Annotated in this window: 11 protein-coding genes and 1 pseudogene; 9 read left to right on the forward strand and 3 right to left on the reverse strand. The window is 42.1% G+C overall.

Annotation, left to right across the window (positions count from 1 at the left end; translation table 11 throughout):
* Window positions 1–20: 20 nt before the first annotated feature.
* The 3 genes from rpmB (at window position 21) to argA (ending at window position 2,181) form a co-directional block, all read left to right on the forward strand.
* On the forward strand, window positions 21–257 hold the full coding sequence (rpmB, locus tag L2764_RS03535) for a 50S ribosomal protein L28 (RefSeq protein ID WP_248938863.1): 237 nt from the start codon (window positions 21–23) through the stop codon (window positions 255–257).
* 6 nt (window positions 258–263) lie between these two features.
* A complete protein-coding gene (rpmG, locus tag L2764_RS03540; protein WP_011494790.1) occupies window positions 264–437 on the forward strand; it encodes a 50S ribosomal protein L33 in 174 nt (57 codons plus the stop codon).
* A gap of 424 nt (window positions 438–861) precedes the next feature.
* Window positions 862–2,181, forward strand: a complete 1,320-nt coding sequence (argA, locus tag L2764_RS03545; protein ID WP_248938864.1) for an amino-acid N-acetyltransferase — start codon at window positions 862–864, stop codon at window positions 2,179–2,181.
* A 96-nt stretch (window positions 2,182–2,277) separates the two neighbouring features.
* Here argA and rarD read toward each other — a convergent pair whose 3' ends face one another.
* Both rarD and L2764_RS03555 read right to left on the reverse strand, forming a co-directional pair.
* Window positions 2,278–3,165, reverse strand: a complete 888-nt coding sequence (rarD, locus tag L2764_RS03550) for an EamA family transporter RarD (protein ID WP_248938865.1) — start codon at window positions 3,163–3,165, stop codon at window positions 2,278–2,280.
* A gap of 167 nt (window positions 3,166–3,332) precedes the next feature.
* A complete protein-coding gene (locus L2764_RS03555) occupies window positions 3,333–3,797 on the reverse strand; it encodes a thioesterase family protein (RefSeq protein ID WP_248938866.1) in 465 nt (154 codons plus the stop codon).
* 203 nt (window positions 3,798–4,000) lie between these two features.
* Between L2764_RS03555 and recQ the strand changes: the two genes are divergently transcribed.
* Window positions 4,001–5,830, forward strand: a complete 1,830-nt coding sequence (gene recQ, locus L2764_RS03560; protein ID WP_248938867.1) for a DNA helicase RecQ — start codon at window positions 4,001–4,003, stop codon at window positions 5,828–5,830.
* A 1-nt stretch (window position 5,831) separates the two neighbouring features.
* Here recQ and L2764_RS03565 read toward each other — a convergent pair whose 3' ends face one another.
* Window positions 5,832–7,682: a histidine kinase gene (locus L2764_RS03565; protein ID WP_248938868.1), complete on the reverse strand. Its 1,851-nt coding sequence runs from the start codon at window positions 7,680–7,682 to the stop codon at window positions 5,832–5,834.
* 541 nt (window positions 7,683–8,223) lie between these two features.
* Between L2764_RS03565 and leuA the strand changes: the two genes are divergently transcribed.
* The 5 genes and pseudogenes from leuA (at window position 8,224) to L2764_RS03590 (ending at window position 14,798) form a co-directional block, all read left to right on the forward strand.
* Window positions 8,224–9,792 carry a 2-isopropylmalate synthase gene (leuA, locus tag L2764_RS03570; protein ID WP_248938869.1) on the forward strand — a complete coding sequence of 523 codons (1,569 nt, stop codon included), beginning with the start codon at window positions 8,224–8,226 and terminating at the stop codon, window positions 9,790–9,792.
* A gap of 73 nt (window positions 9,793–9,865) precedes the next feature.
* A complete protein-coding gene (gene leuB, locus L2764_RS03575) occupies window positions 9,866–10,960 on the forward strand; it encodes a 3-isopropylmalate dehydrogenase (RefSeq protein ID WP_248938870.1) in 1,095 nt (364 codons plus the stop codon).
* A complete protein-coding gene (leuC, locus tag L2764_RS03580; RefSeq protein WP_248938871.1) occupies window positions 10,960–12,360 on the forward strand; it encodes a 3-isopropylmalate dehydratase large subunit in 1,401 nt (466 codons plus the stop codon). Before leuB ends, leuC begins: the two co-directional genes overlap by 1 nt.
* Window positions 12,361–12,371: 11 nt before the next feature.
* On the forward strand, window positions 12,372–12,986 hold the full coding sequence (gene leuD / locus L2764_RS03585) for a 3-isopropylmalate dehydratase small subunit (RefSeq protein WP_248938872.1): 615 nt from the start codon (window positions 12,372–12,374) through the stop codon (window positions 12,984–12,986).
* A 527-nt stretch (window positions 12,987–13,513) separates the two neighbouring features.
* Window positions 13,514–14,798 (forward strand): annotated as a pseudogene (locus L2764_RS03590) (outer membrane protein transport protein).
* Window positions 14,799–15,090 lie beyond the last annotated feature (292 nt).

A 15,090-nucleotide genomic window follows, 5' to 3' on the forward strand; every position in this document is an offset into this window, starting at 1 on the left:
TGTTTTTGGAGAAGATTGACATGTCAAGAGTATGCCAAGTAACTGGCAAGCGACCTATGGTTGGTAACAACCGTTCGCACGCGAAAAACGCGACTCGTCGTCGTTTTTTACCTAACCTACAGAACCACCGTTTCTGGTTAGAAGATGAAAAGCGCTTCGTACAGCTACGTATATCGACTAAAGGTATTCGTATCATTGATAAAAAAGGTATTGAAGTTGTTGTTGCAGAACTTCGTGCCCGCGGCGAAAAGGTGTAATAAGCAATGGCTAAATCTAAAGGTAATCGTGAGAAGATCAAGCTAGTTTCTAGCGCTAAAACAGGTCATTTCTACACGACTGAGAAAAACAAACGTAACATGCCTGAAAAAATGGAAATCAAGAAATTTGATCCAGTTATCCGTCAGCACGTTATGTATAAAGAAGCTAAAATCAAGTAATTACTTGATTTTAGTTTTAAAAAACCCCTTTATAGGGGTTTTTTTTTGGCTGTTATTTCTACTTTGTTTGTCAGATGTTAATTGTGGCGTCTCATTTGCTGTCAAACCGTTAAAGTTGTGTGCTTACTCTAATCTATCGATACAGCATCATTAGGTAGGTTGAGGGATTTGATGGGCGATAAACAACATGAAGTGAAAATAAATGCTTTTTAATTGCATTAAAATGCAATAGTATTCTTTCTATATGCTGTTATTCATAAAGTTTGTCTTATACTTATCACTGTGTTTTGGGTGAAAGCAATGCGGTTGAGTGAGTAAAAGCACCCTGCGCTGTTTACTTAATTTTACTCATCAGCAGACATTATTTGGGCTCAAAATAAGTCATAAAAGAAGGCAACGACATATTTAAAGGTGAGAGATTAGCGTGCGTACCACTGAACTAGTTAATGGGTTTCGTCAATCTGCTTCTTATGTGAACGCGCATAGAGGCAAGACTTTTGTGGTGATGCTGGGAGGAGAAGCCCTAGCACAGACTCAGTTCCATTCGATTATTAATGATATTGCATTATTGCACAGTCTAGGCATTAAAATGGTGCTAGTGCATGGTGCGCGCCCACAAATTGATGAGGCTTTATCGATTCATGGGATTCAGCCTGAGTACCATCGAGGTGTACGGATCACCGACGAGGCGTCTTTAAAGGTCATTAAGCAAGTGGTTGGAGGCTTACAGCTAGACATTACCGCGAGATTATCGATGAGTTTGAGCAATACACCATTACAAGGTGCTCAGATTAATGTGGTCAGTGGCAATTTTGTAATTGCACAGCCATTAGGTATCGATGATGGCGTGGATTTTTGCTTGAGCGGTAAAGTGAGGCGTATCGATACCCAAGGGTTACAGCGTCAGCTTGAGCATCATGGTATTGTTTTACTCGGCCCTATTGCGGCTTCTGTGACCGGTGAAAGTTTTAATTTGACGGCCGAGGAAGTGGCAACCCAAATTGCGGTGAAACTAAAAGCCGACAAAATGATAGGTTTTAGTGCCGAAAAAGGCATTCTTAATGAGCAAGGTGAGGTGTTAGCTGAACTCATGCCTACCGATGTGCATAAACTGCTAATGGATATCTCTGCAGCCGATGTTATGGGGGTGGGGATACAAATGTTTTTGAAAGCCAGCGTTGATGCTTGTCGTAATGGGGTCGCCCGGTGCCATTTTATTAGTTATCTCGATAATGGGGCATTGTTACAAGAGATGTTTTCTCGTGATGGGGTCGGCACACAAATAGTGACCGAAAGTGCTGAAAGGTTACGCCGAGCCTCCATTCGTGATATCGGGGGGGTTTTAGATCTCATTCGTCCATTAGAAGAGCAAGGTATTTTAGTGAGGCGTTCGCGTGAGCAGCTGGAAATGGAAATTGAACAGTTCATGTTGATTGAGCGAGATAGTTTAGTGATAGGTTGCGCGGCATTTTATCCCTTTGAAGAAGATAATGCCGGTGAGTTTGCCTGTTTAGTGGTGCATCCTGAGTATCGAGATGCAGACAGAGGCAGTTTGCTGCTTAATAACATCATAGGCCAGGCAAGAGTGAGGGGCTATTCTCGCTTATTTGCGCTTACGACTCGCAGTATTCATTGGTTCTTAGAACATGGGTTTAATATTGTTGAAGTCAATGAATTACCCGGGAAAAAGAAGCAGTTATATAACTACCAACGTAAGTCTAAAATATTACTACTCGAGCTGTAGACTGATGATCTTGGTTTATAGCCAAATAACGTGAAGATACCGACTCTAGCAGCTTGGGTATAAGACAGGCCGCGATTGCGGCCTGTTTTTTGATGGTTATTGTGCCTTTTTACGTTTATAAAAAATATCGACGGTAAACAGTATTAAACCTGCCCAGATGAAGCCAAAGGTAGAGGCTTCTTCTAAATTAAAGGGCTCATTGAATAGGCTTATGGCCATGATGAACATGATACTTGGGCCGATATATTGGAAAAAGCCCAATAAAGATAAAGGGATCCTCACAGCCGATGCCGCAAAACAAAGCAGCGGGATAGTGGTGACAATACCTGCGCTCATGAGTAATAATTGACGAGAGATATCACTATCGATGAAGTGAGTGAGCGAGCCATCAATATTTTGTAATAAATATAACAGTGCGATAGGGACTAAAATAGCGGTTTCGACTAACAAGCCTGTTTGTGCATCCACATTGACTTTTTTACGTAATAAACCATAAAAGGCAAAAGATAACGCCAAAACTAAAGAAATGGTCGGTATCGAGCCAAAGGAAATGAGTTGCAGCAATACGCCTGTAGCGGCTAACGTTAATGCTAGCCATTGTAATTTACGCAAACGTTCGCCTAAAAATAACATGCCTAATAACACATTAACGAGTGGGTTAATAAAATACCCTAAACTGGCATCTAACATGTGTTCATTATTCACCGCCCAGATAAAAACCAGCCAATTAACGGCAATTAACAATGAGGTTACACACAGGATCCCGAGCTGTTTGGGTTTTTTTAAGACTGCTCGTAGTCGAGAAAACTTACCGAAGCAGCTAACGAGCAAGATGACAAAAATAAATGACCACAACACGCGATGAAGCAGAATTTCGGTGGCTGGCACATCACTGAGTAATTTAAAATACAGGGGTGCAATGCCCCACAGCGTATAGGCCACAATGGCATACATAATGCCCTTGCGATATTCAGTATCATGCATAAAATCCAACCCAAAAAATAACAGAGGCGCAGATTGTATGCCTCTATTCTAGTCGACTCAATCATTTACTGTCGTTAACGCGCTACTTTATGAGCCAAGCGTATAGGTAATGCGCTTAGGTAGCCATTAAACCCGCTGGATCTTAGAGGATTGTTTTCACCGTGCTGTTAGCCAACCATGTAGGTCCCGGTACCAAAAGCAATGTGATCGCCTCTTTCATTGTGTAATTCCATTCGGCAAACAGAAACGCGATTACCTGCACGTATGACTGTGCCAGTGCCAGTAAAGACTTCTCCTCGTCCAGGACGTAAATAATCGATGCGCAAATCGATGGTACTGAGGGTTTTTACTCGACTTTTAAGCTCATCAATGTTCCAATCATCACGGCTGTCGATTAAGCTTGCAAAAGCGGTAAATCCCCCCACAACATCGAGTACAGAAGCCGTTACGCCACCATGGAGAATATTCTGATGAATATTACCCACCAGTTCAGTGCGCATCATCACGGTCATTTCCAGACCCTTTAAATCGTATTGCTTGACTCGCATGTCTAATAAGTTATGAAAAGGGATCTGCTGATCGACGACTTCAGCCAATTGACGTAACGTTTCCATTTTGATGTCTGCGTGCATAGGTGTCCTTAGTAAGCCTTAATGTTGTGTTGGCCTGAATATTTAAAATGACTAAATTAGAGTAAAAAATCTATTTATCTAATCTATCTTTAATCATATTCAGGATGCAAGTGTCTTTTTTCGCGTTAATTTTAATTTGAAGGAGAGACAAGAGAGTGAAGCTCTATTAGAATGAGCAGTTCATTTTTTGACGTTGGCAGATCATGGAACAAGCACTTCTCGACACCCCCCAAGATGAATTTTTATCCTGTCTTCAATCCGTTTTTGGATATCGCGTTTTTAGAGCGGGGCAACGTGATGTTGTTGAGCAGATCTGTAGCGGACAAGATTGCCTAGTGATCATGCCAACGGGGGGCGGGAAAAGTTTATGCTATCAGTTACCGGCTTTACTCTTACCAGGCCTAACATTAGTGGTTTCTCCACTGATTTCTTTGATGAAAGATCAAGTCGACAGTTTAACCCAAATGGGCGTAGCAGCAGCGTATTTAAACTCCTCTTTGCCTTGGGAGGAAAGCACCAAAGTGCTACAACAGATGCACAGTGGTGAGCTTAAATTACTGTATGTTTCACCTGAGCGGTTATTGCAAGGGCAGTTTATAGAGCGTTTGAAATCGTTATCTATTTCGTTATTTGCCATCGATGAAGCCCACTGTATTTCTCAGTGGGGACATGATTTTAGACCAGAATATGCTGCTTTGGGCCAATTACGTCAACATTTTGAGCAGGTGCCCATCATGGCATTGACGGCCACAGCGGATCAGGCGACGCGCCATGACATTTGTCAGCGTTTAACCATTAGTCCTTATTCGCTTTTGACCAGTTTTGATCGCCCCAACATTCGTTATACCGTGGTGGAAAAACTGAGTGCCTCAAATCAAGTGAGACAATTTATTGAGCAGCAAAATGGCAATAGTGGCATCATTTATTGCAGTAGTCGGCGTCGAGTCGATGAGGTGTCTGAAAGGCTAAAGTTGCAAGGCTTTAAGGCGGAGGCTTATCATGCGGGGAAAACCCAAGAAGATCGGGGCGAAGTACAAGATAAGTTTTTAAGAGACCAAATTGATATTGTCGTTGCGACAGTGGCTTTTGGTATGGGGATTAATAAGTCTAATGTGCGTTATGTCGTGCACTATGATATTCCTAAAAGCGTGGAAGCTTACTATCAAGAAACGGGGCGAGCAGGTAGAGATGGACTTGATTCTGAAGCCTTACTCTTATTCGATCCCAATGATATCGGGCGTGTAAGGCACCTTATTGAACAGTCCGAACCTGGACCGCAACAGCAAGTTGAATTTCATAAACTCAATACCATGGCGGCTTTTGCCGAGGCGCAAACTTGCCGTAGACAAGTATTGCTGCATTATTTTGATGAAAGTGCCCTTAAACCTTGTGGTAACTGTGATATTTGCCTCGATCCGCCTAAGCGTTATGATGGCATAGAAGATGCTCAAAAAGTGTTGTCTTGTATCTATCGATTGAATCAAGGTTTTGGGGTGAATTATCTCATTGATATATTGCGAGGATCGAAAGCGGCCAATGTCCTTGATAGAGGTCATAACAAGTTATCGACGTGGGGAGTCGGTAAAGATAAAAGTCAAGAGTATTGGCTGAGTGTTACCCGTCAACTCATTCATTTAGGTTTAGCCAGTCAAGATATAACACGTGGCTCGTCGGTGACCTTAAATGCATCCGCAAGAGTGGTGCTTAAAGGGGAAGTATCGTTGCAACTTGCAGAGCCGAGAATGGTATTACCGAGTATTAAGCGTCGTAGTACTGGCAGTAAAACGCGTATAGATTATGATCGTAAGTTATTCGCTAAATTGAAATTATTACGCCGCTCTTTAGCCGAGGAACTCGATGTGCCCCCCTACTTGGTGTTTAATGATGCCACATTAGCTGAAATGGCGGCGATTTTGCCCACCAGTCCTAGAGAGTTACTGGCGGTGAATGGTGTAGGGGAACGTAAACTTGAGCGTTTTGGCGGTGCATTTTTAGATGAAATAACCCAATACCTCACTCGTGCTGATCTTTAGGCTAAGACTCGTTTGATTTAATTTTACTGAGTAAATTGATACTGGCACGTTTTATCATGGATCCCATATTATCAAATTGCTGCATGGTACTCAGGCCAATATTCACTCTATGATCATCTTGCCATGGGGATAGCGCAATAATCAGCTGTTGGATGACATTGAGTGCGCCTTTTTCGGAAGTATGAGGTAAGAAGATTAATAATTGATCATTATCATAGTGTAAAAGCTTATCTTGCTCTCTTAAGGTGTTTTTTAATTGTGCGATAATCGTGGGAAGATCATGTTTGTTAATATAGCTTGGGTCAAAAATAAGCAAGGACAAGGGAGTATGACCTTGTTTACTACCATTTAATAGCCGTTCCATCTCTGAGAGTGTTGTGGTTTCTTGAGGCGAAACAGAGAGAATTTTATTCGATGGTTTAGCTCTCACTCTAGAAAGATGTTTATAAGTCATCATCACACATAATATCAATAAAATAACCGCTGTGACGATATAAAGACTTTGAGATAAGAGGAACGGGGCTTTAAGGAACGTTTTTGTTGGCTGGGTTTTATTAGCCTGTAATACTTCTTGGCGGCTCGAATCAGATTTTAGCTGTAGTAGCCAAATTCGTTTAATGTAATCGTTTTCATTTTTTTGGGTTTGAAAACGTTTCTGTTGGTATTTGAAGGCGAGTTCATACTGGCCATTTTCGGCATAATACTTACTGATCACACGATAGGATTGCTCGAGATCTTGGTAGAATTGATTTTTAATACCAATTTTTATGGCATCTAACATCAACTTTACCCCTTCACTTTTTATCCCTCTGGTTAACTTTACTTGGGCTAATAAACATTTAGCGCGCATATTCTCGATGGTTTTATGCTGTTTTGTAAAGGTTTTAATACTCAAATTCAATAGCTGAGTGGCGCTATCAAATCGTTTATTATGGAAATCGATGTAAGCAATTTTGCTATAGGCATAAGCCAACTCGAGCTCTGTTCCCAGCTCTGGTAGTAAGAGCCTAGCTTGTTGTAAAGCACTTTTTCGTGTCTGTTCTTGTTTGTTTTCTAAGGCGATTTTAGCCATGTCTAATGCTAAATTAAGCTCTATTTTTCCTTCAACGTGTGGACTTTTAAACGCGCGCTCCATAAAGCTGTCAGCTTTTTCTTTGTGCCCTGTTTGCTGTTGAAGTTTAGCCATGGTGGCATACAAATAGGCTTTAGGTGGCCAACTCCATTGGCTTTTTTGTTCATATAATTCAGGATAGAGATCTAAGGCTAAAGTGAGATCATCTTTTGCCGGGTCATAATTTTCGACTCTGGCATCGAGCTTACTTCTTAACCAGAGACCACTGATGAGCGCTTGAGGTTGTTTATCTTGACGAGCTAAGGTAATGGCCGAATAGAGCAAAGGCAAGGCTTGTTGAATATCGTTAAGGTTGGCGTAGGCTTCAGCCATGCAAAGCATAAAATAAGGCCTTGCTTGTTCATGTTTATTTTTCTTTGCTTTGGCTTCACTGAGTCTGGCAAGATTAAGCGCCGCCTCATTTTCGCCAATTTGCAAATAGGCATTACACTTGAGTAAAGCAATACGCAGTTGGGTGGTTGCCGAAAGGCTGTCTTTACTGAGTTTTTTTTCTAAATGATTAACGGTACTCAGGACTTGATTCGGGTATTGGTATAATAGTGTATTAAAGCGATTAAGAGGTTGATCAGGCTTTTTATACAGGAAGGTGCTAATCGTATTGACGGCTTGATCAGGGTGTTGATATAAAAAAGTGTTGATGGAACGGACTTGTTCCTCACTATTGACCTCAGTTGGCGTTAGCCAAAATATGAGACTTAATAAAATGCAACGAAAGTCCATTTTTAACACGCCCATTCTTCTTAGATATTTTTTCAATTTCTATTTGCTGAGAATTATACCGACTTTTGAGTAAAAAACGCATAAAAAATAAGGTAATTCAAAATGGAGTGGTTTTTAAATAAAGCGTGAAATTAAATTAGATTAAAATGTAAACAATGTTAATGTTTGTGGTTGTTTATTTTAAATGTTTTATTCTTTTGCTTTCATCTGGTGCGACCTGTTGGTAGTGAAAAAAAATGCAGTTGACAGCAGCGCGCTGACAGGTTAAAAACTAGTAGTGACAATAATATTGTCGCTTCAAACCCAATATAGTTATCTAGGATTTTTGAATAAATAATGATGAACAAGCAACGTGCACTACTCAAGCTCCTCCTCATTCTCGCAGTTTCTGCGCGGAGGCGTTAGTGTTGCATCAGTGCTAGATAGCATAGGACAACATTCACAAACCCCGCGCTGAAAGTCGCGGGGTTTTTGCTATTTAAAGTGCTCAATTTAGTGGGCGGTCGATAAATCGAAGTAAGAGTTCGATGGAGAAATGAAGATGTCTAACCGAGTTATGATATTTGACACCACATTACGTGATGGTGAACAAGCTTTAGCGGCAAGTCTAACAGTTAAAGAGAAGTTACAGATCGCGTTAGCACTCGAGCGTTTAGGTGTCGATGTTATGGAAGTCGGTTTTCCTGTTTCTTCACCTGGTGATTTTAAGTCGGTTCAAACGATAGCGCAGACAATCAAAAATAGTCGGGTATGTGCTTTGTCTCGAGCCTTAGAAAAAGACATTGATGCCGCGGCTCAAGCCTTATCGGTTGCTGAGCAATTTAGAATTCACACTTTTATTTCAACATCGACGATCCATGTTGAAAGTAAGTTGAAGCGATCTTTTGATCAAGTATTAGAGATGGCCGTCGGTGCGGTTAAATATGCCCGTCGCTTTACTGATGATGTTGAGTTTTCATGTGAAGATGCTGGACGCACACCGATTGATAATTTATGCCGAATGGTTGAAGAGGCCATTAAAGCGGGTGCACGCACGATTAATATTCCCGATACCGTCGGTTATACCTTACCGAGTGAGTTTGGCAGTATTATCCAAACACTCTTCAATCGTGTTCCCAATATCGATCAAGCTGTTATTTCGGTGCATTGTCATGATGATTTAGGCTTGTCTGTCGCTAACTCGATTACTGCTGTGCAGCATGGTGCGCGTCAAATTGAGTGTACCATTAATGGCATTGGTGAACGTGCGGGTAATTGCTCATTGGAAGAAATTGCCATGATCTTGGAGACGCGCAAAGGTCAGCTTGGGTTTGAAACGGGCATTAATGCTCAGGAAATTCATCGTACTTCAGCATTAGTCAGTAACTTATGCAATATGCCAGTCCAAGCGAATAAAGCGATTGTCGGCTCGAATGCTTTTACTCATTCATCGGGTATTCATCAAGATGGCATGCTTAAGTCGAAAAATACTTATGAAATAATGACGCCAGAAAGTATTGGCTTGAATCGTAATAATCTGAACATGACGTCGCGTTCTGGAAGGCATGTCATTAAACATCGCATGATGGAAATGGGTTATAGCGAACAAGATTATGATATGGATACGTTATATGATGCGTTTCTCGATTTAGCCGATAAAAAAGGCCAAGTGTTTGATTATGATCTAGAGGCGTTAGTGTTCATTGAGGCTCAAACAGAGCAAGATGATCATTTTACCTTGCAGGCATTAGCGGTCCAATCGGATTCTGTTCAGGGTAAGGCAAGTGCCACCGTCACATTAAATGTCGATGGTCATGACGCGACGCAAACCGCCAGCGGAAATGGGCCTGTTGATGCGGCTTATCAAGCGATATCACAAGCCAGTGATTGCAAGATTAATATTACCAGTTATCAGTTAAGTGCTAAGGGTGAAGGGCAAAATGCCTTGGGTCAGGTTGATATTACAGCCAGTTATCATGATCGACGTTTCCATGGTGTGGGTTTAGCCACCGACGTGGTTGAAGCATCAGTACAAGCGTTAATCCATGTGATGAATCTTGCTCGCCGAGCCGATAAAGTTGCTGATCATAAGCAAAGAATTAAACAGAGTCGTGACTTTACCACAGTATAAGTGAAGCAAGCCTTTAGCGTAGTACGAAATACATTGACCATAATATAGAGTTAAGACGGAGCCGAGAAAGCGTATGAGTTATCAAGTAGCAGTGTTGGCAGGAGATGGTATAGGCCCAGAGGTGATGGCTGAGGCACGTAAGGTGCTGAGCGCAGTGGAAGAGCGTTTTTCCCTTGCGATTGAATATACTTCTTTTGATGTTGGGGGGGCTGCGATTGATAATCACGGTTGTCCACTGCCTGAGGCCACATTAAAAGGGTGTGAAGGTGCTGATGCGATTTTATTTGGCTCTGTCGGTGGTCCGAAGTGGGAACATTTACCGCCTAACGATCAACCTGAACGTGGCGCATTATTACCACTACGAGGTCATTTTGAGCTTTTTTGTAATATTCGCCCCGCCAAATTACATCAAGGCTTGGAACATATGTCGCCACTTCGTAGCGATATTTCAGCCAAAGGCTTCGATGTGTTGTGTGTACGAGAACTCACAGGGGGTATTTACTTTGGTAAGCCTAAAGGGCGCCAAGGTGAAGGTGAGAATGAAGAAGCTTTCGATACCATGCGTTATAGCCGTAAAGAAATCGAGCGTATTGCGCATATCGCTTTTGAGGCGGCTCAAGGTCGCCGCAAAAAAGTGACGTCTGTTGATAAAGCCAATGTACTGGCTTGTTCAGTCTTATGGCGTGAAGTGGTTGAAGATGTCGCCAAAGATTATCCCGATGTTGAGCTCGAACATATTTATATCGATAACGCGACAATGCAGCTATTACGCCGTCCAAATGAATTTGATGTCATGCTTTGCTCTAATTTATTTGGCGATATTATCTCTGATGAAGTTGCCATGTTAACTGGCTCAATGGGATTACTGTCATCGGTGAGCATGAACAGTCAAGGTTTTGGGTTATATGAGCCTGCAGGGGGCAGTGCACCGGATATCGCGGGTCAAGGGATTGCCAATCCGGTGGCACAAATTTTATCAGCGGCATTATTGCTGCGTCATAGCTTAAAAGAAGAAGCCGCCGCAGTGGCGATTGAAGTCGCGGTATCAAAAGCCTTACGAGATGGTTATCTGACCGGAGAGTTACTGACAAGCGATCAGCGAAACCAAGCAAAGTCGACCAGTGAAATGGGTGATTATATCGCTCAAGTTGTAAAGGAAGGTGTGTAATGGGTAAGACACTATATGAAAAAGTATGGGATAGCCATCTTGTCAGAGAGGTTGAAGGCCAAACGCCTATCCTTTACGTTGGGCGTCACTTAGTGCATGAGGTGACTTCACCTCAAGCGTTCAGTGGGTTAAGATCTGCGGGGCGTAAATTAAGAGCCCCTGAAAAAACGTTTGCCACGATGGATCATAATACCTCAACTCGCAGTGCGAGTTTAGATGCATTAAGTCCAATGGCACGTATTCAAGTGGATACATTGAAGGATAATTGTGAAGAGTTCGGCGTTAAGTTGTATGACATCACTCATAAAAATCAAGGTATTGTTCATGTGATGGGACCTGAGCTGGGTATTACGGTACCGGGCACGGTCATTGTGTGTGGTGACTCTCATACGGCAACACATGGTGCCTTTGGTGCGCTGGCTTTTGGGATCGGTACATCAGAAGTTGAGCATGTGATGGCCACGCAAACCTTGCGTCAAACAAAAGCCAAAATGATGAGAATTGAAGTGCGAGGCCAAGTTGCTGAAGGCATTACGGCAAAAGACATTGTATTGGCGATAATCGGTAAAATGGGCATGGATGGCGGTACTGGCCATGTCGTTGAATTTTGTGGTGAGGCGATTCAATCACTTTCAATGGAAGGACGGATGACCGTCTGTAATATGGCCATTGAAATGGGTGCTAAAGCGGGCATGATAGCCCCTGATGAAACGACTTTCGCTTATTTGAAAGGTCGTGAATTCGCCCCAAAAGGTAAAGATTGGGAAGAGGCTGTCAGTCATTGGAGAGAGTTGAAAACTGATGATGACGCGGTATTTGATGCCAAAGTTGTACTGGATGCCAGCCAAATTGCGCCGCAGTTAACGTGGGGCACCAATCCTGGGCAAGTGGTGGCCATTGATCAGCCCGTTCCTTCACCTGAAGATGAACCAAATACGACGATCAGAGACAGTATTAAAAAAGCCTTAAATTATATTGATCTTAAGGCGGGCACAAAAATGACAGATGTGAGTATTAATAAGGTCTTTATTGGGTCGTGTACCAATTCTCGTATTGAAGATTTACGGGCTGCGGCAGTTCATGCGAAAGGCCGTAAAGTGGCAGAGGGTGTGATAGCGATAGTGGTACCCGGCTCAGGACTTGTGAAAGAGCAAGCGGAGATTGAAGGTTTAGATAAAATCTTCATGGAAGCAGGCTTTGAATGGCGTTTACCGGGATGCTCTATGTGTCTTGCGATGAATGATGACAAACTTGAAGCGGGCGATCGTTGTGCCTCGACCAGCAATCGGAACTTTGAAGGTCGTCAAGGTCGAGGGAGTCGAACGCATTTACTGAGTCCTGCGATGGCGGCCGCTGCGGCAGTCGTGGGTCATTTTGTTGATATTCGCTATCCATTTTAGGAGGTAGAGAGATGGAAGCTTTTACAGTACATACGGGTTTAGCCGTAATGATCGATAGTGCTAATATCGATACCGATCAAATTATTCCAAAGCAATTCTTATCAAAAGTGACACGAGAAGGCTTCGGAGTGCATTTATTTCATGATTGGCGTTATTTAGACGATGCGGGTGAAGAGCATGATCCTGATTTTGCACTCAATCATCCCCGCTATCATGGTGCTTCAGTGCTTGTGGCGCAAGAAAACTTTGGTTGTGGTTCGAGTCGTGAGCATGCCCCTTGGGCATTGGCTGATTTCGGACTTAAAGTGATTATTGCACCGAGTTTCGCCGATATTTTTTATGGCAACTCGATTAATAATGGCCTGTTGCCCGTTAAATTAACCAGCACTGAAGTGCAGCAGTTAATGGATGAAGTTGAAGCGGTAGAAGGTGGGGAAGTGACGGTAGATTTAGAGGCGTTGACGGTGACGTCACCAACAGGCGCTATTTTTAATTTTGAGATCAATAGGGCATCTCGTCACAACCTATTAAATGGATTAGATTCTATAGGGTTAACCTTATCTGAAATTGAGCACATTGAAGCTCATGAAGATAAATTACCTGCTTGGCTGCATGAAGTCAGTTAACAGTCGATTATAGCCAAGTCAGCTGAACCCTACATTTTCATCTGGCTTGGCTGTTTAACCGCAATAAGCATACGCTTGTAGCGTCATTTCTGTTAAGGATATATTGTTCGTGTTTTATACCTTTTTTGCTTATGTGTTTAAAAATGAACCATTGTAACATTCTGTTTTTTAAAGGGTTGAAGTGTTAATTTAATTGTTTTGGCAGTGATATATGCTAATAATGGTTTTATTTTTAAGTTTACACTTGCGTTACCTATAATTACTTTTATTTCACTGAATTTAAAGTGTAATTTAGTTTTTCCGTTTGAATGATCACCTCTGTTTTCTCAAACTCCCTTTCTGTTCCTCCTCATTAGACGATGAAAAAAACCCAAAGAGTTATTTCTTGTTTTGAAATTGCTGTTTTTGTGGTTGTTTACGCTGTTTTTGTTAATAAACTTGTAAAGTCTTTTTCGGTCAGTACACAGCGCTCTCAAATTAAATAGAGCTTTAGTTCTACACCTTTAATCATAAAGTAGAGAGTTATAATGAAGAAGCGTATGTTAACGTTGGCTGTAAGCTCAGCCATGTTAGGTGCTGTTGCGCAAGTGCAAGCAGCGGGTTTTCAATTGGCAGAATATTCTGCCACCGGATTGTCTCGGGCCTTTGCAGGGGAAGCGGCCATAGCCGATAATGCCTCTGCACAAGGGCGGAATCCGGCTATGATGAGTTATCTTGAGGGAACTCAATTGTCATTAGGCGCCATATATGTGATGCCTGATGTCGATGTTAACGGTGATATGACGGTGTCAGTGCCTGCATTGGGATCGAAGGGGATACGTTCAATGCCGATGCGACTGATGATGCGTTGGTGCCTAATTTTTATTTGACCACTCGGTTAGATGAAAACTGGAGCTTAGGTGTGGCTGCTAATTCAAACTATGGGTTGAAAACACAAATATTAGCCAATCATAATGCCGCTATTTTTGGCAGTGAGACTTACGTTGCAACCGTCGAATTAAACCCTAATATTGCCTATCGACTCAATGAACATGTCAGTGTCGGCGCAGGGGTGCGTGTTGTATATGGGGAAGGTAAAATCAGGGCTTCAACCCCTCTGTGGATTAATGAACTCCCTTTACCTGCGGCGATAGCAAAGCCTCCGGGACTGAACTTAAAGGCATGGAATGATGTCGGTTATGGCTGGAAAGCGGGAGTAAGCTGGCAGCTCAATGCTGACCACCGTTTGGGACTGTCTTATTACAGTGGCGTTGATCTTAAATTAGAGGGATAAGCTTTAGGATTAAGTTAAACCGACCGGTGGGAAAGATGTTCAAATCGATGGTTATTTACCCTTAGCATTACCAGCAACAGCTGAGCTTGCTTCTTATCATCAACTGGACTCAATGGCACGTGTTTGATGAGTTAGTGGCATATTTCCTCAGTGACACTAAGCCTATTGGAGAGCTGAATTCAGATCTTGTTAAAGAAGAGCATTTTAAAGATAATTGGCTTTTTGCCTTGGGCTGTACGTATCAGATGAGTCATGATTGGTCTTTACGGGCCGGAATGGCATTAGATAAAACAGAGGTTGATGATGAATATCGAACCGCAACCATTCCAGAATCTGACCGACTATGGTTTAGTGCGGGTACTGAATATCAAATAACGCTTAAATTAGCAGTGGATTTTGCTGCGACCTACATCAAAGCTATTGGGAATGCCCCAATAACGGAAGAGATGACCTTACTGGATTTGGCCCAGATTAATTATCAAGCAGAAGCGAGTGGTCAGGTTTGGTTAGTGGGGATGCAGCTGAGCTATACATTGTAAATTAATAAAGAGGTTAGGTGATACTCATCCCGATGTAAAGTGGCTGAGTATCACCTTTATTCAATGGAGAGGGGTTTTGTATTTAACTGCCTGTTTTAAAATAAAAATTATTGTTTGGCAAGGTTTTTGTGCCATTATTATTCCCATGTTTTGCAATAAATTTACTTTCACTGGCCTTTAGTATGGTAGTCAAAAGTCTTATGTAATCAGCTAAGTATTTAATATTATAGTAATAAATGCTAATATTAATAATGAAGTTAACTCATGATTCTTTAGGGAGTTAGCGATTATC

Origin of the sequence: Shewanella surugensis (assembly GCF_023284005.1) — a bacterium.
In the GTDB taxonomy this organism is placed as follows: domain Bacteria; phylum Pseudomonadota; class Gammaproteobacteria; order Enterobacterales; family Shewanellaceae; genus Shewanella; species Shewanella surugensis.

Coding starts and splice junctions, on each gene's coding strand:
- rpmG (WP_011494790.1), top strand. CDS start 264: ATGGCTAAATCTAAAGGTAATCGTGAGAAGATCAAGCTAGTTTCTAGC.
- rarD (WP_248938865.1), bottom strand. CDS start 3,165: ATGCATGATACTGAATATCGCAAGGGCATTATGTATGCCATTGTGGCC.
- recQ (WP_248938867.1), top strand. CDS start 4,001: ATGGAACAAGCACTTCTCGACACCCCCCAAGATGAATTTTTATCCTGT.
- rpmB (WP_248938863.1), top strand. CDS start 21: ATGTCAAGAGTATGCCAAGTAACTGGCAAGCGACCTATGGTTGGTAAC.
- leuD (WP_248938872.1), top strand. CDS start 12,372: ATGGAAGCTTTTACAGTACATACGGGTTTAGCCGTAATGATCGATAGT.
- L2764_RS03565 (WP_248938868.1), bottom strand. CDS start 7,682: ATGGACTTTCGTTGCATTTTATTAAGTCTCATATTTTGGCTAACGCCA.
- L2764_RS03555 (WP_248938866.1), bottom strand. CDS start 3,797: ATGCACGCAGACATCAAAATGGAAACGTTACGTCAATTGGCTGAAGTC.
- leuA (WP_248938869.1), top strand. CDS start 8,224: ATGTCTAACCGAGTTATGATATTTGACACCACATTACGTGATGGTGAA.
- leuB (WP_248938870.1), top strand. CDS start 9,866: ATGAGTTATCAAGTAGCAGTGTTGGCAGGAGATGGTATAGGCCCAGAG.
- leuC (WP_248938871.1), top strand. CDS start 10,960: ATGGGTAAGACACTATATGAAAAAGTATGGGATAGCCATCTTGTCAGA.